General features: G+C 69.1%; 15 protein-coding genes. 3 read left to right on the forward strand and 12 right to left on the reverse strand.

Translation table 11 applies throughout. The annotated features are described in order from the left end of the window. Positions 1 to 3: 3 nt before the first annotated feature. Positions 4 to 2,544, reverse strand: a complete 2,541-nt coding sequence (locus AC1HIL_RS25450; protein WP_479670325.1) for a penicillin acylase family protein — start codon at positions 2,542 to 2,544, stop codon at positions 4 to 6. A gap of 101 nt (positions 2,545 to 2,645) precedes the next feature. Here AC1HIL_RS25450 and AC1HIL_RS25455 point away from each other — a divergent pair, with 101 nt between their 5' ends. Then, positions 2,646 to 3,716, forward strand: a complete 1,071-nt coding sequence (locus AC1HIL_RS25455) for a lipocalin-like domain-containing protein (RefSeq protein WP_479670326.1) — start codon at positions 2,646 to 2,648, stop codon at positions 3,714 to 3,716. Between the two features lie 22 nt (positions 3,717 to 3,738). Here the strand turns inward: AC1HIL_RS25455 and AC1HIL_RS25460 are convergent, their stop codons facing one another. From AC1HIL_RS25460 to AC1HIL_RS25485, 6 genes are all read right to left on the reverse strand, one after another. After that, on the reverse strand, positions 3,739 to 4,725 hold the full coding sequence (locus tag AC1HIL_RS25460) for a branched-chain amino acid ABC transporter permease (protein ID WP_479670327.1): 987 nt from the start codon (positions 4,723 to 4,725) through the stop codon (positions 3,739 to 3,741). Positions 4,726 to 4,735: 10 nt separating this feature from the next. Further along, positions 4,736 to 5,611: a branched-chain amino acid ABC transporter permease gene (locus tag AC1HIL_RS25465; protein WP_057597932.1), complete on the reverse strand. Its 876-nt coding sequence runs from the start codon at positions 5,609 to 5,611 to the stop codon at positions 4,736 to 4,738. A gap of 45 nt (positions 5,612 to 5,656) precedes the next feature. Beyond that, a complete protein-coding gene (locus AC1HIL_RS25470) occupies positions 5,657 to 6,853 on the reverse strand; it encodes an ABC transporter substrate-binding protein (RefSeq protein WP_057597883.1) in 1,197 nt (398 codons plus the stop codon). Positions 6,854 to 6,909: 56 nt separating this feature from the next. Continuing rightward, on the reverse strand, positions 6,910 to 8,106 hold the full coding sequence (locus AC1HIL_RS25475; protein ID WP_057597882.1) for an ABC transporter substrate-binding protein: 1,197 nt from the start codon (positions 8,104 to 8,106) through the stop codon (positions 6,910 to 6,912). Between the two features lie 76 nt (positions 8,107 to 8,182). Continuing rightward, entirely contained in the window at positions 8,183 to 8,890 is a 708-nt protein-coding gene (locus AC1HIL_RS25480) for an ABC transporter ATP-binding protein (protein WP_057597881.1), read from the reverse strand. Further along, entirely contained in the window at positions 8,890 to 9,660 is a 771-nt protein-coding gene (locus tag AC1HIL_RS25485; protein ID WP_296736252.1) for an ABC transporter ATP-binding protein, read from the reverse strand. The genes AC1HIL_RS25480 and AC1HIL_RS25485 overlap by 1 nt, the downstream gene beginning before the upstream one ends. Positions 9,661 to 10,087: 427 nt before the next feature. Here AC1HIL_RS25485 and AC1HIL_RS25490 point away from each other — a divergent pair, with 427 nt between their 5' ends. Further along, positions 10,088 to 10,708, forward strand: a complete 621-nt coding sequence (locus AC1HIL_RS25490; RefSeq protein WP_479670328.1) for a cysteine hydrolase family protein — start codon at positions 10,088 to 10,090, stop codon at positions 10,706 to 10,708. On the opposite strand, the gene AC1HIL_RS25495 is transcribed toward AC1HIL_RS25490, so the two are convergent. The 5 genes from AC1HIL_RS25495 to AC1HIL_RS25515 all read right to left on the reverse strand — a co-directional run bounded on the left by AC1HIL_RS25495 (position 10,693) and on the right by AC1HIL_RS25515 (position 16,688). Continuing rightward, entirely contained in the window at positions 10,693 to 11,586 is an 894-nt protein-coding gene (locus AC1HIL_RS25495; protein WP_413762942.1) for a LysR family transcriptional regulator, read from the reverse strand. The genes AC1HIL_RS25490 and AC1HIL_RS25495 overlap by 16 nt on opposite strands. Before the next feature lie 80 nt (positions 11,587 to 11,666). Next, a complete protein-coding gene (locus AC1HIL_RS25500; protein ID WP_057592183.1) occupies positions 11,667 to 13,232 on the reverse strand; it encodes a DHA2 family efflux MFS transporter permease subunit in 1,566 nt (521 codons plus the stop codon). Positions 13,233 to 13,286: 54 nt separating this feature from the next. Further along, the gene (locus tag AC1HIL_RS25505; protein ID WP_057592182.1) at positions 13,287 to 14,627 is read right to left on the reverse strand and encodes an HlyD/EmrA/EmrK family protein; all 1,341 of its coding nucleotides are present in this window, start codon (positions 14,625 to 14,627) and stop codon (positions 13,287 to 13,289) included. A 29-nt stretch (positions 14,628 to 14,656) separates the two neighbouring features. Continuing rightward, a complete protein-coding gene (locus AC1HIL_RS25510; protein ID WP_479670329.1) occupies positions 14,657 to 16,159 on the reverse strand; it encodes an efflux transporter outer membrane subunit in 1,503 nt (500 codons plus the stop codon). Further along, positions 16,152 to 16,688 (reverse strand): MarR family winged helix-turn-helix transcriptional regulator, encoded by a 537-nt coding sequence (locus AC1HIL_RS25515; RefSeq protein WP_057592180.1) that lies wholly within the window; start codon positions 16,686 to 16,688, stop codon positions 16,152 to 16,154. The genes AC1HIL_RS25510 and AC1HIL_RS25515 overlap by 8 nt, the downstream gene beginning before the upstream one ends. An 89-nt stretch (positions 16,689 to 16,777) precedes the next feature. Between AC1HIL_RS25515 and AC1HIL_RS25520 the strand changes: the two genes are divergently transcribed. Next, positions 16,778 to 18,565 (forward strand): ABC transporter transmembrane domain-containing protein, encoded by a 1,788-nt coding sequence (locus AC1HIL_RS25520; protein WP_479670330.1) that lies wholly within the window; start codon positions 16,778 to 16,780, stop codon positions 18,563 to 18,565. Positions 18,566 to 18,582: the final 17 nt, after the last annotated feature.

Here is an 18,582-nt window from a genome sequence, read left to right on the forward strand (position 1 = left end):
GCTTCACGGCGCGGGCGTGAGACGAATCCGCTCCACCGTTTCCTTTTCCACGGCCGCGCGGCTGTAGACCAGCGGCACGTACTTGCCTTCGAGCCACAGTGGCGCGAGGTCGCGGTAGTTGGGACTGTCGGGATTGCCCGACTGGCCCGGCGTGTTGATGACGCGCGAGGCATCCCAGTTGCCCACGTCGAGCACCATGCGGAAGGACGCACCCGAGGTCAGCCGATAGTCGCTCGCGCGATAGCTCGCGGCCATCGGCGTGAAGGACGAGCCCGACATCGGCCAGTCGCCCACGTCGAGCTTCCTGCGCGTGGCCGCATCGACGATGCCGCCGAGCGGATGGCGGAACTCGGCGCGGTGCAAGGCGCCCCACTTCCAGGCCGCGGGGTCGGGGCCGAGCTTGTTGCTCAGTTCCTGCATGGCGGGCGCGATGGTCTGCACCAGGATCGCATCGCGCTGCGCGTTGCTGACCCAGCCGAACGGGTTCTCGAGCAGCAGGATCATGCGCGTGTTGTCGCCCGGCAGCGCGTACTGCACGGCCGACTCGCCCGCGCCGGCCTTGAGCACGGCCTGGCGCAGCGGCTTGCTGCTCCAGACCTCGTAGAGCGCGGCGGCCGCGCTGTCGCGGTCCATGGTGCCGTCCCAGCCCTGCAGCAGCGCGAGGCCGGCCGCGGTCTGCGCATCGCTGCTGCCCAGGCCCGCGAGCAGCTTGAGCAGGCGCTGCGCCGGCGTGGCGACGATGTCGTTCTGCATGCGTTGCGAATCCTCGAGCGTGAAGCGCTGGCCCGCGGCCACCTTGTCCGCGAACAGCGCCTTCAGGCGCCGCGCGCGCGCCGCGTCGCTCCATTCGTAGCCGATGCCCTTCTTCGCGGCCGGGTGCTCGCTCGGGATGTTGTTCTCGTTCGCGGTCACCACATAGCCGCGCGCGGGATTGAACTCGGAGGGCAGCTCGTCGCCATTGCGGAAGCCCGACCACTCGTAGCGGCCGTCGCCCGGCACCGGCATCAGGCCGTCCCAGTTCGGGCGGATCGGCGTGAGCCCGCCGGGGATCCAGCCGATGTTGCCGTCGCGGTCGGCATAGACCTGGTTCTCGCCGGGCGCGCCCCAGCGGTTCATGGCGGCGCGGAACTGGTCCCAGTTCTGCGCGCGCATGTAGTCCATCGAGCCGAAGTACGGCGCCATGCCCGGCTCGAGCCAGGCGGCACGCAGCGCATAGGCGCGGCGCTTGCCGGGCTCGGACAGCAGCACCGGCCCATGGCGCGTGAAGGTGTTGACCAGCTCGCGCGGCGCGCGTTCGCCCTTCACCACGATGCGCTCGGTCACGCGCACCATCGGCTCCCAGCGGCCCTGGTAGCGGTACTCGTTGGGGTTGCGCGGATTGAGCTGGTAGACGTAGAGGTCCTCCTGGTCCATGTAGAAACGCGTGAGGCCGAAGGCGATGGTGCCGTTGTGGCCGATCGACAGGCCCGGCAGGAAGGGCTCGCCGGCGCCGATCGCATCCATGCCGGGCGCGCTCAGGTGTGCCATGTAGCGCAGGCTCGGCGCGCCGTGCGCGCGATGCGGATCGTTCGCGAGGATCGGCCGGCCCGTGGCGCTGAGCCTGGGCGCGATCACCCAGTTGTTGCTGCCGTAGGCGGCCGTGGGGTCACCCTGCTCGGCCCGTGCCTCGTCGCCTGCCTGCGACACCGCGAAGCTGCCGGGGCCCGCGCCCTGCTGCGGCAGCGGCGTGTTGGCCTTGGTGAACTGCGGTGCCTCGGTGGCGCGCAGATAGGCCGCGCGCAGCTCGGCGGCGGGCACGGTGCAGGGATCGAGCCCGGGCGGCACGCGCGGATTGACGGGCGGGTCGAGCTCGCGCCGCAGCCAGTCGGCCTTGATGCCGGGGCCGCCCGCGCAGTAGGCACGCGCGCGTTCGATCTCGGAGGTGAGGTTGAGCGTGAGGCCATGGTGGCGGATGCGCACCACGTCCTCCGACGACCAGGTCGCGGGCTGGTAACCGAGCAGCTTGAACTCCGGCGGCAACAGGTCGGGTTGCGCGCGCACCTGCGCCACGTAGGCGTTGACGCCGGCCGTGAAGGCCTCGGCCACGCGCTTGGCGTCGGAACCGTAGGCCAGCCACTCGCGGTACATGTCGCCGCGGTAGAGCACGGCGCGCGCGGCGCGGTCGCTCTCGACCCAGGCGGGACCGAAGTCCTTGGCCATCTCGCCGAGGCCACGCTTGCGCCACAGGTCCATCTGCCAGAGCCGGTCGCGCGCCGCGATGAAGCCCTGCGCGACGAAGGCGTCGTAGAGCGTGCCCGCGTAGAGGTGCGGCACGCCCCAGCGGTCGACGAGCACCTCGGCCGGCTTCTCGAGGCCCGGCACGGCAAACGACGAAGGCGCGCGTGGCGGTGTATTCGTCGACGGTGGCGCTTCGGCAGGCGGTCCCGAGGCGCAGCCCGCGAGCGCGAGCAGCACGGCCAGCGGCACGAGCCGCAGGGCGAGGGAACCGGAACGGGGGGATGCGATGCGCCGCGCGACAGGGCGCGGGCGGGGCGTGCGCTTCATGGATCTCGTCTCCTTCTTTTTATGGGCCGGCCCACGGTAATCGCTTTCGCCCGCGCGCGGGTTACAACGCGTGACGAGGGCGCTTGTAGACTCGTGCGGCCATGCCACCCGCCCTCCTGTCGCGCCGCGACCTCCTGCTCGCGGCGCTCGCTGCCTCTTCAGGCCTCGCGCCCGCCTGGGCCCTGCCGCCGCGCATGCTGCAGTTCCCGCGCGACTTCGGCAGCCATCCCGAGCAGCGCACCGAGTGGTGGTACATCACGGGCCATGCGCAGGCCGAGGGCGGCCGCGACTTCGGCTTCCAGGTCACCTTCTTCCGCTCGCGCGTCGACGCGACGCAGGGCATGCGCTCGAAGTTCGCGGCGCAGCAGCTGGTGTTCGCGCACGCGGCCGTGACCGACCTCGAGGGCCGCGCGCTGCGGCACGACCAGCGCATCGCGCGCGCGGGCCTGGGCGGAGCCTCGGCCAGCGAAACCGACACCGCGCTGCGTTTGCGCGACTGGTCGCTGCTGCGCGGCGCGGACGGCTACACGGCGCGCATTCCCGCCAGCGGCTTCACGCTCGAGCTGCGCTTCGCGCCCACCCAGCCGGTGCTGCTGCAGGGCCGCGCGGGCCTCTCGCGCAAGGGGCCCGACGAGGCCCAGGCCAGCTACTACTACAGCGAGCCGCAGCTCGCGGCACAGGGCCGCATCGTGCTCGACGGCCAGCCCTTCGCGGTGCGCGGCAAGGCCTGGCTCGACCACGAATGGAGCGAGGCGCTGCTGCACCCCGAGGCCGTGGGCTGGGACTGGATCGGCATGAACCTCGGCGACGGCGGCGCGCTCACGGCCTTCCACCTGCGCCGCGCCGACGGCAGCGCGCTGTGGTCAGGCGGTTCGTTTCGCGCGGGCGACGGCACGCTGCGCGTGTTCGGCCCCGACGAGGTGCGCTTCGAGGCCGGCCACTCCTGGAACAGCCCGCGCACGCGGGCGCGCTACCCCGTGCAGTGGCGCGTGCGCACGCCCGCGGGCGAGTTCGAGGTGCGCGCGCTGCTCGACGACCAGGAGCTCGACAGCCGCGGCTCCACCGGCGGCGTGTACTGGGAAGGCCTGAGCGACCTGCTCGACGGCCAGGGCCGGCGCGTGGGGCGCGGCTACCTGGAGATGACGGGGTACGTGGCGCCGCTGAAGCTCTAGGCGAGCGCCCGACCCCGCGCCTTCATCGGGCCTTGCGCCGATCGATGAAAGCGATGATCTCGCCCATGATCCCCTTGCGGAAGGCGAGCACGCAGATCACGAAGATCAGGCCCGTGACCATGGTCACCGACTCGCCCAGCGTGTTGAACCAGTCGATGGTGGTGATGCGCGCGAGCAGGTTGCCCAGTTCGCCGATCTTGTTCTCGAGCACCACCACCACGGCCGAGCCCACCAGCGGGCCCGACAAGGTGCCCAGCCCGCCCACCAGCGTCATCAGGATCACCTGGCCCGACGCGGTCCAGTGCACGTCCGACAGGGTCGCGAAGCCCAGCACCAGCGTCTTGAGCGAACCCGCCAGGCCCGACAGCGCCGCCGAGATCACGAAGGCCAGCAGCTTGAACCGCGCCACGTCGTAGCCCAGCGACAGCGCGCGCGGCTCGTTCTCCTTGATGCCCTTGAGCACCTGCCCGAACGGCGAGTGAATGGTGCGCACGATCAGCAGGAAGGCGGCCGCCACGATCGCCAGCGCGACGTAGTACATCGTGAGGTCGTTGCTCAGGTCGATGAGGCCGAACAGCTTGCCGCGCGGCACGCCCTGCAGCCCGTCCTCGCCGCCGGTGAACCTGGCCTGCAGCGCGACGAAGAACATCATCTGCGCCAGCGCCAGGGTGATCATCGCGAAGTAGATGCCCTGGCGGCGGATGGCCAGCACGCCGAACAGCCAGCCTAGCAGCGCGCCCACCAGCGTGCCCGCGATCAGGCCCAGCTCGGGCGTGAGGCCCCAGACCTTGATCGCATGGCCGGCCACGTAGGCCGAGCCGCCGAGGAAGGCCGCATGGCCGAAGGACAGCAGCCCGGTGAAGCCCAGCAGCAGATTGAAGGCCGAGGCGAACAGCGCGAAGCACAGCAGCTTCATCACGAACACCGGATAGGCGCCGAAGAACGGCGCCAGCACCAGCGCGACGAGCAGCAGGCCGTAGACGGCGGTGGAGATCTTTTTCATGTTCATGCGCCCGCTCTCACTTCTCTTTGCCGAACAGGCCGGCAGGACGCACCAGCAGCACGATGACCATGATCACGAACACGACGGTGGACGAGGCCTCGGGATAGAAGACCTTGGTGAAGCCCTCGATCACGCCCAGCCCCAGCCCGGTGAGGATGGCGCCCATGATCGAGCCCATGCCGCCGATCACGACGACGGCGAACACCACGATGATCAGGTTCTGTCCCATCAGCGGCGAGACCTGGATCACCGGCGCGGCCAGCACGCCCGCGAAGGCGGCGAGGCCGGCGCCGAAGGCATAGGTCAGCGTGATCATCAGCGGCACGTTGACGCCGAAGGCCTCCACGAGCCGCGGGTTCTCGGTGCCCGCGCGCAGGTAGGCGCCGATGCGGGTCTTCTCGATCACGAACCAGGTGGCGATGCACACGACCAGCGAGGCCACGACCACCCAGGCGCGGTAGTTGGGCAGCACCATGAAGCCCAGGTCGGTGGCGCTCGACAGCGCCTCGGGCGCGTCGTAGGCCAGGCCCGAGACGCCGTAGATGGAGCGGAACACGCCCTCGATGAGCAGCGTGAGGCCCAGGGTGAGCAGCAGGCCGTAGAGGTGGTCGAGCTTGTAGATCCAGCGCAGCAGCAGCCGCTCGATCACCACCCCGAACAGGCCGATGACGATGGGCGCGGCGATCAGCATCACCCAATAGTTGATGCCGAAATATTCCATCGCCATCCAGGTGAGCACCGCGCCGAGCATGAACAGCGCGCCGTGCGCGAAGTTGATGACGTTGAGCAGGCCGAAGATGACGGCCAGCCCGAGGCTCAGGATGGCATAGAAGGAGCCGTTGACCAGCCCCAGGAGGAGCTGGCTCAACAGGGCGGGAAGGGAAATGGTCATAGGGGATTCAGCAAGCGCGGGCCCAGACGGGCCCGCGGGGGTCGATCACTTCCAGAGCGCGCACTTGCTCTCGGCCTTCGTGGTGAAGACCTGGTCGCCCGGCAGCTTGGCCACGACCTTGTAGTAGTCCCAGGGCTGGCGCGACTCGGACGGCGCCTTGACCTGCATCAGGTACATGTCGTGCACGAAGCGGCCGTCGGCGCGCACCGTGCCCTTGGCGTAGAAGTCGTCGATGGGCATCTTCTTGATCTGCTCCATCACCTTGTCGGCATCGGTGGTCTTGGCCGCCTGCACCGCCTTCAGGTAGGTCATGGTGGCCGAATAGTCGGCCGCCTGGATGTCGGTGGGCATGCGCTTGGTCTTGTCGAAGAACTTGCGGCCGAAGGCGCGCGTGCGTTCGTCGAGGTTCCAGTCCCAGCTGGTGGTGAGCAGCAGGCCTTCGGTGTTCTTCAGGCCCAGGCTGTGGATGTCGGTGATGAACACCAGCAGGCCGGCCATCTTCATCGACTTGGTGATGCCGAATTCGCGGGCCGCCTTGATCGCGTTGATGGTGTCGCCGCCCGCGTTGGCCAGGCCCAGGATCTGCGCCTTCGAGTTCTGCGCCTGCAGCAGGAAGGACGAGAAGTCGGAGGCGTTGAGCGGATGCTTGACGCTGCCCACCACGGTGCCGCCCTTCTCCTTCACCACCTTCGCGGTGTCGGCCTCGAGCGCGGCGCCGAAGGCGTAGTCGGCGGTCAGGAAGAACCAGTTCTTGCCGCCGTTCTCCACCACGGCACCGCCCGTGCCCTTGGCGAGCGCGACGGTGTCGTAGGCGTAGTGCACGGTGTAGGGGCTGCACTGCTCGTTGGTGAGCGCCGAGGTGCCGGCGCCGTTGACCACGAACACGCGCTTCTTCTCCTGCGCCACCTTGGCCATCGCGAGACCCGTGCCCGAGTTGGTGCCGCCGAACAGCATGGTCAGGCCCTGCGTGTCGATCCACTCGCGCGCCTTCGAGGCCGCGATGTCGGCCTTGTTCTGGTGGTCGGCGGTCAGCAGCTCGATCGGCAGGCCGTTGACCTTGCCGCCGAAGTCGTCGATGGCCATCTGGATCGCCACCGCGCCATTCTTGCCCTCCACGTCGGCGTAGAGACTGGACATGTCGGTGACGAAACCGATCTTGACCTTGTCCTGCGCCTGGGCGGCGCCCGCCGCCACGAAGGCGGTGGCGAGCAGACAGGCGGAAGCGATGGCGCTGCGTTTCATGGGAGTGATCCTCGTGGTGGTCTCGTGTTCTTCGGCGGGGCGGTCTCAGGCGCTCTTCACTTCCAGAGCGCGCACTTGGTTTCGGCCTTGGTCGTGAAGACCTGATCGCCCGGCAGCGTCTTGAGCACCTTCAGGTAGTCCCAGGGCTTCTTCGACTCGGACGGCGACTTCGCCTCCACCAGGTACATGTCGTGGATGAAGCTGCCGTCGGCGCGGATCTGGCCCTTGCCGTAGAAGTCGTCGATCTTCATGCTCTTGAGCTGCGCCATCACCTTGTCGGAGTCGGTGGTCTTGGCGGCGGCCACGGCCTTCAGGTAGGTCATCGTGGCCGAGTAGTCGGCGGCCTGCACGTCGGTCGGCATGCGCTTGGTCTTCTCGAAGAAGCGGTTGGCGAACTTGCGCGTGTCGTCGTTCAGGTCCCAGTACCAGCTCGTGGTGTGCAGCAGGCCTTCGGTGTTCTTCAGGCCCAGGCTGTGGATGTCGCTGAGGAACACCAGCAGGCCGGCGGTCTTCATCGTCTTGTTGATGCCGAATTCCTTCGCGGCCTTGATCGAGTTGATCGTGTCGCCGCCGGCATTGGCCAGGCCCAGGATCTGCGCCTTGGAGTTCTGCGCCTGCAGCAGGAAGGACGAGAAGTCCGAAGCGTTGAGCGGATGGCGCACCGAGCCCACCACCGAGCCGCCCTTCTCCTTCACCACCTTGGTGGTGTCGGCTTCGAGCGCGTGGCCGAAGGCGTAGTCGGCGGTCAGGAAGAACCAGCTCTTGCCGCCGCGATCGACCACCGCCGCGCCCGTGCCCTTGGCCAGCGCGACCGTGTCGTAGGCGTAGTGGATGGTGTAGGGGCTGCACTGCTCGTTGGTCAGCACCGAGCTGCCCGCGCCGTTGTTGAAGTACACGCGCTTCTTCTCCTCGGCCACCTTGGCCGTGGCCAGCGCCACGCCCGAGTTGGTGCCGCCGAAGACCATGGTCACGCCGGCGGTGTCGATCCATTCGCGCGCCTTCGAGGCGGCGATGTCGGCCTTGTTCTGGTGGTCCGCGGTCAAGAGCTCGATGGGCTGGCCCAGCACCTTGCCGCCGAAGTCGTCGATGGCCATCTGGATGGCGGTGGCGCCACCCTTGCCTTCGAGGTCCGCGTACAGGCTCGACAGGTCGGTGACGAAGCCGATCTTGACCTTTTCCTGGGCCTGCGCGCCGGTGGCTGCGAGGGCGAGGACGGCGATGGCACCTGCGATGAGGCCGAGTTTCTTTTGCATGCGAAGTCTCCTGAAAGAATCTTTGTGAGATGAGGACGGGAACGTCGGGGTCTTGTGGACGGGAGGGGAAAGGGGTTCAGACGCCGAGCAGCTCGTTGAGCACGGGCATCTTGGCTTCCAGATCCGCGGCGCCGAACTTCTCGACGATGCGGCCATGCTCCATCACATAGAAGCGATCGGCCAGCGGCGCCGCGAAGCGGAAGTTCTGCTCCACCATCACGATGGTGTAGCCCTTGGAACGCAGGGTCGTGATCATTCGCGCCAGCGCCTGCACGATCACCGGCGCCAGGCCTTCGGAGATCTCGTCGAGCAACAGCAGCTTCGCGCCCGTGCGCAGGATGCGCGCCACCGCCAGCATCTGCTGCTCCCCGCCTGACAGCCGCGTGCCCTGGCTGTGGCGACGCTCCGCCAGGTTCGGGAACATCGCGTAGATCTCGTCGACCGACATGCCCTGCCCCGCGCCCTTGAGCTCCGGTGGCAGCATCAGGTTCTCCTCGCACGACAGGCTCGCGAAGATGCCGCGCTCCTCGGGGCAATAGCCGATGCCCAGGTGCGCGATGCGGTGCGTGGGCATCGCGATCGTCTCCCGGCCATTGACCTCGATGCTGCCCTTGCGTGCGCCCGTCAGGCCCATGATCGCGCGCAGCGTGGTCGTGCGGCCCGCGCCATTGCGGCCCAGCAAGGTGACGACCTCGCCAGGCTGCACGACCATGTCGACGCCATGCAGCACATGCGATTCGCCGTACCAGGCCTGCAGGCCCTTGATCTCGAGTGCGGCGGTCATCAGTGGGCTCCCTGCAGTTGGCCGTCGGTGGTGCCCATGTAGGCCTCCATGACCTGCGGATTCTTCGAGACCTCCGCGTAGGGGCCTTCGGCCAGCACGGCACCACGCTGCAGCACGGTGATGGTGTCGGCGATGGTCGAGACCACGCTCATGTTGTGCTCCACCATCAGGATGGTGCGTCCGGCCGACACGCGCTTGATCAGCTCGGCCACGCGGTGCACGTCCTCATGGCCCATGCCCTGCGTGGGTTCGTCCAGCAGCATGAGCTCGGGCTCCATCGCGAGCGTGGTCGCGATCTCGAGCGCGCGCTTGCGGCCATAGGGCAGGTTCACGGTCTGCTCTTCGGCGAGTTCTTCGAGGCCCACCTCGGCGAGCAGCTCGCGCGCCCTGGCGTTGAGCGGCTCGAGCGACTTCTCGCTCTTCCAGAAGTGATACGAGGTGCCCAGGCGGCGCTGCAGCCCCAGGCGCACGTTCTCCAGCAGCGTGAGGTGCGGGAACACGGCCGAGATCTGGAACGAGCGGATGATGCCGCGCCGCGCGATCTGCGCGGGGCGCTCGCCCGTGATGTCCTGGCCGTTGAAGAGAATCGTGCCGCTGGTGGGTTCGAGGAACTTCGTGAGCAGGTTGAAGCAGGTCGTCTTGCCCGCGCCGTTGGGTCCGATCAGCGCGTGAATCGAGCCGCGCACCACCGACAGGTCGACCTTGCTGACCGCGGTGAAACCCTTGAATTCCTTGGTGAGCTGGCGTGTTTCGAGAATGACGTCGCTCATCTCGCGAAGCCGCCCGGGTAGTGACCGAAAAAGTCTGTCATGCGTTTGTTCTCACAGCGCCACCATCGAGCGCGGACCGATTGTTGGGGGGCGCCTCTCGCTTGCATACTGGGGCAAATGCCTATGCTGCAGTGCAACCTTCTCGAACGGTGAGACCGCCGCGGCACGCATGCGATTCGCACACTGTCGTCGCGACGACAAAGCATGCGAACCGCCACGGCCTGGGCTCGTGCGATGGCCGCGTTTTCACGCGCACTTCCGCGCTACATCGCATCGGCATCGCGCACGGTCCATCGGCGGCAGCCGGGTGGCTTCGGACCGCGCGCCGTCCCCGCGAAATCCGCACAAGTCTTGTGCGGCCACGCCACTACAACGGCACACCGATGCTTCGTACGCTTCGGTCTTCCTCCGTCATCCAGAGAAGACCATGCAGCATCCCAGCATCCGCACGCTCACCGGCGCGCAGCCGACCACCCGCCTCGATCCCGCCACCACGGCGCTGATCGCGATCGATTTCCAGAACGAGTACTTCGATGGGCGCATGCCGATCCCCGATGGCTTGCCCGCGCTGCGCCAGGCGCGGCGGCTGATCGAGGCGGCGGACCGGCACGCGATGCCGGTGTTCCATGTGCAGCACCTCGCGCCCGCGGACAGCCCGATCTTCGCGCAGCACAGCGCGGCCTTCGAGATTCATCCCGAGTTGCATCCCGGCACGCGGCACACGGTGCTCACGAAGGCGACGCCGAGCGCCTTCGCGGGCACGCCGCTCGACGCCGAGCTGCAGGCGCGCGGCATCCGCACCCTGATCCTCACCGGCCTCATGACCCACATGTGCGTGTCGGCCACCGCCTTCGATGCCGCGCCGCGCGGCTACCAGAACCTGATCGCGGGCGATGCCTGCGCGACGCGCGACCTCGACCTGGAGCACGGCGGCGTGCTCGGCCATCGCGAACTGCATCGCGCGGCGCTGCGTGGCGTGTCGGACGTGGTGGCCGAGGTGCGCTCGACCGACGAACTGCTGGCGCTGCTCGATCAGCCGGCCCCGTAACGCGCTGCCGCGAAATCGACGAAGGCGCGCACCTTGGGCGACAGGTGCCGGTTCTGCGGATAGAGCGCGTAGAGGTTCAACGCCGGCTGGCCGAAGTCCGGCAGCACGCGCACCAGTTCGCCGCGCGCGAGGTGGTCGCGCAGGAGAAAGGCCGGCGAGAGCGCGAGCCCGGTGCCGGCCAGCGCGGCCGTGCGCAGCACGATGCCGCTGTTGGCCTGCAGCCGGCCGCCGACCTCGACCGTGTGCACGCCGCCGTCGCGCGCGGTGAAGCTCGGCTGCCCTGCCTTGCCCGCGAGCGAATAGTTGAGGCACTCGTGCGCCGCGAGGTCCGCGGGCACGACCGGCGTGCCGCGCCGCCGCAGGTAATCGGGCGAGGCCACCCACCACTCCTCGAAGCTCGCGAGGCGCTTGACGACCAGCGTCGAGTCCGACAGCGCATAGGCCAGCCGCAGGCCCACGTCGAAGCCCTCCTCGATCAGGTCGACGAAGCGGTCGTTGCACACCAGGTCGACCTTGAGCTGCGGATGCGCTTCGAGAAAAGCCGGCAGCCATTGCGCGAGCGCCTCGAGCCCGAAGGACATCGGCGCGTTGATGCGCAGCAGGCCCGTGGGCTCGACCTGGTGCCGCGCGACGGCCAGCGCCGCGGCCTCGAGCTGGTCGAGGATCTGGCGGCTGTGCTGGTAGTAGGTCTGGCCGGCCTCGGTGAGCGCGAAGCGTCGCGTGGTGCGGTTGAGCAATTGCACGCCGAGCGCGGCCTCGAGCTGCTTGACCTGGCGCGAGACGACGGTGTGCGAGACATCCATGGCCTCGGCCGCGGCCGTGAAGCCGCCGGCCTCGACCACCGCGCGAAATGCCTTCAAGGCGGCGAACTGATCCATGCGCGCGACTGTATGCGAACGAAAACCCCCGGGCTTCTTGCGAAACCCGGGGGTCGATGGGAGATGCGGCAAGTGCGGACTCAGTGCGCGCCGGCCGCCGCGTCGCTGCCCGCGCCGCCCGACTGCGGCCGCGCGAACCACACCAGCGGAATCAGCAGCAGGAACAGCACCGCCGATGCATAGAAGATGTCGTTCGAGGCCAGCATGAAGGACTGCTGGTCGACCAGGCGGTTGATCTGGCCCATCACCTGCTCGGTGCTGAAGCCGTTGCTCGCGAGGCCCGACATCGCGCTGGTGGCCGCTGCATTGCCCTGGTTGATCGACTCCGCGAGCTGCGCATGGTGCAGCGTCGCGCGGTTCTCCCACAGCGTGGTGGCGATCGAGGTGCCCATGGCGCCGGCCGTGATGCGCAGGAAGTTCGACAGGCCCGAGGCGGCCGGGATGCGGTCGGGCGAGAGGCCCGAGAGCGTGACCGTCACCAGCGGGATGAAGAAGAACGCCATCGCGATGCCCTGGATGAAGGTCGGGATCATGATGGTCCCGAAGTCGGCCTGGGTGTTGAAGTTCGACCGCATCCACAGCACCAGCGCGAACACCAGGAACGAGAAGGTGGCGTAGCGGCGCGGGTCGACCTTGGCGATGGTCAGGCCCACCACCGGCGACAGGAAGATCGCCAGCAGCCCCACCGGCGCCATCACCATGCCGGCCTGGGTCGCGGTGTAGCCCATCCACTGCTGCAGCCACAGCGGCAGCAGCACCACGTTGCCGAAGAACAGGCCGTAGGCCACCGCGGTGGCGACCGCGCCCGACCAGAAGTTGCGGCGCTTGAACAGCGACAGGTCGACCACCGGGTGCTTGTCGGTCAGCTCCCAGATCAGGAAGAAGGCGAAGCCGACCACGGCCACCACCGCGAGGGTGACGATCTGCGCCGAGTGGAACCAGTCGAGCTCCTTGCCCTTGTCGAGCATGAGCTGCAGCGCGCCGACCCAGATCACCAGCAGCGCGAGGCCGATGGCGTCGATCGGCACCTTGCGCGTGATGCTCTCGCGCTTGCGGTACAGCACCCAGGTGATGGCCGCGGCGACGATGCCCACCGGGATGTTGATGTAGAAGATCCAGGGCCAGGAGATGTTATCGGTGATCCAGCCGCCGAGCAGCGGCCCCATCACCGGCGCGACCAGCGTGGTCATCGACCACATGGCCATCGCGAGGCCGGCCTTGGCGCGCGGATAGCTCGACAGCAGCAGCGTCTGCGACAGCGGGATCATGGGACCGGCGACGAAGCCCTGCAGCGCGCGGAAGGCGATCAGGGTCGTCATGTTCGGCGCCAGCCCGCACAGCAGCGAGCTGACCATGAACAGGATCACGCTCGCCATGAACAGGCGGACCTGGCCGAAGCGCTGCGTCATGAAGCCGGTGAGCGGCACCGCGATGGCGTTGGCCACCGCGAAGCTGGTGATGACCCAGGTGCCCTGCGTGGTGCTCACGCCGAGGTCGCCCGAGATCGCCGGCAGCGACACGTTCGCGATCGACGAGTCGAGCACGTTCATGAAGGTGGCGGCCGAAAGCGCAATCGTCCCCCACACGCGGGCGGAGCCCTCGAGCGGAGGCGGCGGTACGTAGGCTGGAGCGGCGGCGGTGGCCATGGTTTCAGCGCGACGTGTGGAGGGAGAGCGGTCGCAACGGCAATGCCGTGGCGATCAACCCCGTTGGCCCTGCGCGGGGATCTGCGCGGCCGAGGCCGGCGACATCGCGGGCGCGGCGGGACTCGCCGGCACCGAGGGCACGTGCACCGCCTTCGCGGCCGGGCTGTTGCCGAGGTTGGCGGCCACGATGCGGTCGACCTCGGCATCGGCGCCGCGGTCGAGCTGGCTGTAGACCTGCGTCTGCGTGAGCGCGGTGGCGCGCGGCGCATCGGCGAGCATCTTGCCGCCCTTCTGCGTGATGTCGACCTCGACGTCCATCGACAGGCCGATGCGCAGCGGGTTGGTCTTGAGCTGCTCGGCGTCCAGCGCGATGCGCACCGGCACGCGTTGCACCACCTTGATCCAGTTGCCGGTGGCGTTCTGCGCGGGCAGCAGCGCGAAGGCGCTGCCGGTGCCCACGCCGAGGCCGGCGACCTTGCCCGTGTACTCGACCTTCTTGCCGTAGACGTCGGCGGTGAGCTTCACCGGCTGGTCGATGCGGATGTTGCGCAGCTGCACTTCCTTGAAGTTGGCGTCGACCCACAGCTGGTTGAGCGGCACGATCGACATCATCGGCGTGCCGGCCGCGACGCGCTGGCCGAGCTGCACGGTGCGCTTGGCGACGTAGCCGTCGACCGGCGCGGGCATGGCGACGCGCTGCGTGGCCAGGTAGGCCTCGCGCACCTTGGCGGCGGCGGCCAGCACGCTCGGGTGCTCGGCCACGCTGGTGCCTTCGGTCAGCGACTGGTTGCTGGCGAGCTGCTCGCGCGCGGCGATCACGCCGGCCTGCGCCGCGGCCAGCGCGCTCTTCGCGTTGGCGAGCGTGGTCTCGGCATGGTTGAGTTCTTCCTTCGACACCGCGCCGTTGCCCGACAGCGCGCGGCGGCGCTGCAGGTCGTCCTGGGCCTTGGCGATGTCGCTCTGGGCCTTGACGATGTCGCTCTGGCGCAGCGTGACCTGCGCGGCCAGCGAGCCGTTGTTGGCGTACAGCGTGCGGGTCTGGCGCACGGTCTGCGCGAGCGCGGCCTCGGCCTGCTCGAGCGCGACCTTGGCATCGGCCGGGTCGAGCTGCACCAGCGGCTGGCCGGCCTTCACGTAGTCGGTGTCGTCGGCGTTGATCGCCATCACGGTGCCGCCGATCTGCGGCGTGATCTGGATCACGTTGCCCTGCACGTAGGCGTTGTCGGTGTCCTCGTAGTGGCTGGCCACCAGCCATTCGTAGAGGCCCCAGCCGCCGCCGACCACGACCACCGCGACGGTGAGCGCGGTGAGGGCGCGGCGGCGCTTGCCGTTGCCTGCTTCGGGGACCGCGGCGGAGGAAGGAGCAGCGGTGGTCTGTGTGTTGTTGTCGCTCATGATGGTCTTTCCGGATTCGAAAGAGAGATTCAGTGGGTCGCGGCCGACGGGGTCGCGGATGCCGTGGTGGTGGCGCCGGAGGCGGCGCTCGCGGTGTTCGACGGGGGCTGCCAGCCGCCGCCGAGCGCACGCGCCAGCGCGACCTGGGTGTCGAGCGCGCGCGCGGCGAGGTCGACGGCGAGCCGGCGCTGGGCCAGCACCGAGGTCTCGGCGGTCAGCACGTTGAGATAGTTGCCGAGGCCCGCGCGGTAGCGCTGCACGGCGATGTCGTAGGCGCCTTCGGCGGCCGTCTGCGCGGCGCGCTGCTCGGCCTGCTGGCGCGCGATCGACTGGATGCTGGTGACCTGGTCGGCGGCGTCGCGCACGGCGTCGATCACGGTGGCGTTGTAGCTCTCGACCGCGGCATCGAGGTCGGCCGACTTGCCGCGCAGGTTGGCACGCAGCTGGCCGCCCTCGAAGATCGGCAGGTGGATCGCCGGGCCCACGCCCCACTGCTCGCTGCCCGACTTCAGGAGCTTGCCTAGCCCCAAGCTCTGGAAGCCGACGAAGGCCGTGAGGTTGACGTTGGGATAGAACAGGGTCTTGGCATTGGCCACGTCGCTGGTGGCGGCCTCGACGCGCCAGCGCGCGGCCGCGATGTCGGCGCGGCGGCCCAGCAGGTCGGCCGGGATGTTCGGCTGCAGCACGATCGGCTTGACGCCCGCGATCAGCGGCGGCTTGAGGGCGTCGCTCGCGCCGGGCTGGCCCACGAGCGCGTCGAGCGCGTGCTTGGCGATCGCGATCTGCTCGTCGAGCGCCTCGATCTGCTGACGCGCCTCGGGCAGGCCGCCTTCGCTCTGGCGCAGTTCGAGCCGGGTGTCGAGGCCGGCCGAGACGCGGTCGCGCACCAGCTTCAGGGTTTCGTCGCGCTGTGCCAGCGTGCGCTGCGCCACCGCGAGCTGGTCATTGAGGCGCGCCCACTGGAAGTAGCTGCGCGCCACGTTGCTCGCGAGCAGCACGCGGGCCGCGTCGGCATCGGCGGCGGCGGCATTGGCGGCGCCGATCGCGGCATCGAGCGCGGTGCGGTTCTTGCCGAAGAAGTCGAGCTCCCAGCTCGCGCCGAGCTGCAGCAGGCCGACGTTCTGGATCGAGCCACCCAGCGGTTCGGGATAGATGTAGTTGGTGTTGAACTTCTGGCGCGTGCCATTGAAGTCGAGCCCGACCTTGGGCTTGAGCGCCGCGCCCGCGACGTCGGCATTGGCCTGCGCGCGCGCGAGGCGGGCCTGCGCGACCTGCAGGTTGGGGTTGCCGGCCACCGCCTGGTCGACCAGGCCGTTGAGCTGCGCATCGCCGAAGGCCAGCCACCATTGGCTGTCGAGGGCGGGAGCGGCGGCCTTGTCGGCCGAGGCGATACCGAGCGAGCCGGCATCGCGCAGCTTGGCATGGCCGCCGATGCCGGCCATGTCGGCGCAGCCGGCGAGCGCGACCACCAGCAGCGCGGCGACCATGACGGGAGTGCGGCGCAGGGCGCGCGCGGCGAATGAATCAGTCATTTTTTCCTCCACGGGCCGCGAGGGCCTGTGCGTTGTCGAGGATGCGGCGCAAGTAGGACTTGAGCTGCCCCCATTCATCGGCGGTGAAGTCCGCCAGCAATTCGTTCTGCACGCGGCTCAGGACGTGGGGCACTTCCTTGGCGGCCGCGCGGCCTTCGTCGGTGAGCTCGATGTTGACCACGCGCCGGTCCTCGAGCGAACGCACGCGCCGGCACAGGCCCTTGGCCTCGAGCCGGTCGAGCAGCCGCGTCATGGCGCCGGTGTCGAGTTCGCAGGCGCGCGCCAGTTCGGCCACCGTGGTGGCCGCGCCGATGTGCAGCTTGTAGAGCGGCACCCACTGCGGATAGGTCGGACTGCCGGGCTCGCACATGCGGGTTTCCACCGACTGCGCCACCGTGGTGACGATCCGGCGCATCAGGTAGCCGATGCTTTCCTCGGTCGAATACGACTCCGCCCGGTAGAAATCGGGCGCACGGCGCACCTCGTCCGGCGAAACCGGAGCGTCATCGGGAGCAGTGGCATCGTTCATGGCTCGAATATTAGCTGCCATGGCAATTATTGTCAAGGCGACCTTTGTGAAGGCAAAGGTTCTCTCGCGACTCGCTAGAATCGCGGCCCATGGCTTCCTCCCCCTCGCCGGCCTCCACGGCCAAGGGCTCGCCCCGATCGCTGTCGGGACTGGGCCCTTTTCTTCATCCCTACCGTGTGCAGATCACCCTGGCGGCCGTGTTCCTGGTCATGGCGGCGGTCACGACGCTGGTGTTCCCGATCGCCCTGCGCAGCCTGATCGACGGCGGCCTGGTCAACCCCGACAAGGGCGCGCAGACGATGGCGCTGCGCGAGCATTTCGGCGCCCTGTTCGCGGTCGCGGTCGCGCTCGGGCTGTTCTCGGCGGCCCGCTTCTACACGGTGAGCTGGCTCGGCGAGCGCGTCACGGCCGACCTGCGCAACGCGGTCTACAGCCGGGTGCTGCGCCAGAGCCCGGTGTTCTTCGAGACCACCCAGACCGGCGAGGTGCTGTCGCGCCTGACGGCCGACACGACGCTGGTGCAGACGGTGGTCGGCTCCTCGCTGAGCATGGGCCTGCGCAACGCGGTGATGGGCGTGGGCGCGCTCGCGATGCTGGTCTGGACCAATCCCTACGTGATGGTGCAGGTGCTCGGCCTGCTGGTGGTGGTGGTGCTGCCGAGCATGTGGTTCGGCCGCCGCGTGCGCCGGCTGTCGCGCGCCAGCCAGGACCGCGTGGCCGACTCGAGCGCGATCGCGGCCGAGGTGCTGAACGCGATCCCCGTGGTGCAGAGCTACACCGCCGAGGACCGCGAGGCCGGCCGCTTCGAAGGTTCGACCGAGAACGCCTTCCGCACCGCCGTGCGCCGCACCAAGGCGCGCTCGGTGCTGGTCGCCTTCATCATCATCGCGACCTCGGCGGCGCTGCTGTGGGGCCTGTACCAGGGCACGCAGGCGGTGCTGCGCGGCGACATCACGGCCGGCCACCTGGGCCAGACCGTGGTCTACGTGGCGATCCTCGCGAGCGCCACCGCGGTGCTCGGCGAGGTCTACGGCGACCTGCTGCGCGCCGCCGGCGCCACCGAGCGGTTGATGGAGCTGCTGCACGCGCCTGCGGCCATCGTCTCGCCGACCGCGCCGGTGCGCTCGCCCGTGCCCGCCGCGGGCAGCGCGATCGTGTTCGACCGGATCAGCTTCCACTACCCCTCGCGGCCCGGGACGCCGGCGCTGCGCGACTTCTCGCTGGCCGTGACGCCGGGCGAGACGGTGGCGCTGGTCGGCTCGAGCGGCGCCGGCAAGAGCACGGTGTTCCAGCTGCTGCTGCGCTACTACGACCCGCAGTCGGGCCAGCTGCTGCTCGACGACGCGCCGCTGTCCTCGCTGGCGCTGCACGACCTGCGCACGCGCATCGGCCTGGTGCCGCAAGATGCCGTGATCTTCTCGGCCAGCGCGCTCGAGAACATCCGCTACGGCCGGCCCGAGGCCAGCGTCGAGGAGGTGCATGCCGCCGCGCGCGCCGCCTTCGCGCACGACTTCCTGCAGGCCCTGCCGCAGGGCTACGACACCTTCCTCGGCGAACGCGGCGTGCGGCTGTCGGGCGGCCAGCGCCAGCGCATCGCGATCGCGCGCGCCATGCTCAAGAATCCCCCGCTGCTGCTGCTCGACGAGGCCACGAGCGCGCTCGACGCCGAAAGCGAACGCATGGTGCAGGCTGCGCTCGAGTCGGCGATGGAAGGCCGCACGACGCTGGTGATCGCGCACCGGCTGGCCACCGTGCAGAAGGCCGACCGCATCGTGGTGCTCGACCATGGCGGCATCGTCGAACAGGGCACGCATGCGGCGCTGGTGGCGCAGGGCGGGGTCTATGCGCGGCTGGCGGCGCTGCAGTTCACGAGCTGATAACGCCCCAAGGTCCC

It is taken from the genome of Variovorax sp. ISS6, assembly GCF_056523145.1.

Coding starts and splice junctions, on each gene's coding strand:
- AC1HIL_RS25505 (WP_057592182.1), bottom strand. CDS start 14,627: ATGAGCGACAACAACACACAGACCACCGCTGCTCCTTCCTCCGCCGCG.
- AC1HIL_RS25495 (WP_413762942.1), bottom strand. CDS start 11,586: ATGGATCAGTTCGCCGCCTTGAAGGCATTTCGCGCGGTGGTCGAGGCC.
- AC1HIL_RS25475 (WP_057597882.1), bottom strand. CDS start 8,106: ATGCAAAAGAAACTCGGCCTCATCGCAGGTGCCATCGCCGTCCTCGCC.
- AC1HIL_RS25460 (WP_479670327.1), bottom strand. CDS start 4,725: ATGAACATGAAAAAGATCTCCACCGCCGTCTACGGCCTGCTGCTCGTC.
- AC1HIL_RS25500 (WP_057592183.1), bottom strand. CDS start 13,232: ATGGCCACCGCCGCCGCTCCAGCCTACGTACCGCCGCCTCCGCTCGAG.
- AC1HIL_RS25465 (WP_057597932.1), bottom strand. CDS start 5,611: ATGACCATTTCCCTTCCCGCCCTGTTGAGCCAGCTCCTCCTGGGGCTG.
- AC1HIL_RS25490 (WP_479670328.1), top strand. CDS start 10,088: ATGCAGCATCCCAGCATCCGCACGCTCACCGGCGCGCAGCCGACCACC.
- AC1HIL_RS25480 (WP_057597881.1), bottom strand. CDS start 8,890: ATGACCGCCGCACTCGAGATCAAGGGCCTGCAGGCCTGGTACGGCGAA.
- AC1HIL_RS25515 (WP_057592180.1), bottom strand. CDS start 16,688: ATGAACGATGCCACTGCTCCCGATGACGCTCCGGTTTCGCCGGACGAG.
- AC1HIL_RS25450 (WP_479670325.1), bottom strand. CDS start 2,544: ATGAAGCGCACGCCCCGCCCGCGCCCTGTCGCGCGGCGCATCGCATCC.
- AC1HIL_RS25485 (WP_296736252.1), bottom strand. CDS start 9,660: ATGAGCGACGTCATTCTCGAAACACGCCAGCTCACCAAGGAATTCAAG.
- AC1HIL_RS25455 (WP_479670326.1), top strand. CDS start 2,646: ATGCCACCCGCCCTCCTGTCGCGCCGCGACCTCCTGCTCGCGGCGCTC.
- AC1HIL_RS25520 (WP_479670330.1), top strand. CDS start 16,778: ATGGCTTCCTCCCCCTCGCCGGCCTCCACGGCCAAGGGCTCGCCCCGA.
- AC1HIL_RS25470 (WP_057597883.1), bottom strand. CDS start 6,853: ATGAAACGCAGCGCCATCGCTTCCGCCTGTCTGCTCGCCACCGCCTTC.
- AC1HIL_RS25510 (WP_479670329.1), bottom strand. CDS start 16,159: ATGACTGATTCATTCGCCGCGCGCGCCCTGCGCCGCACTCCCGTCATG.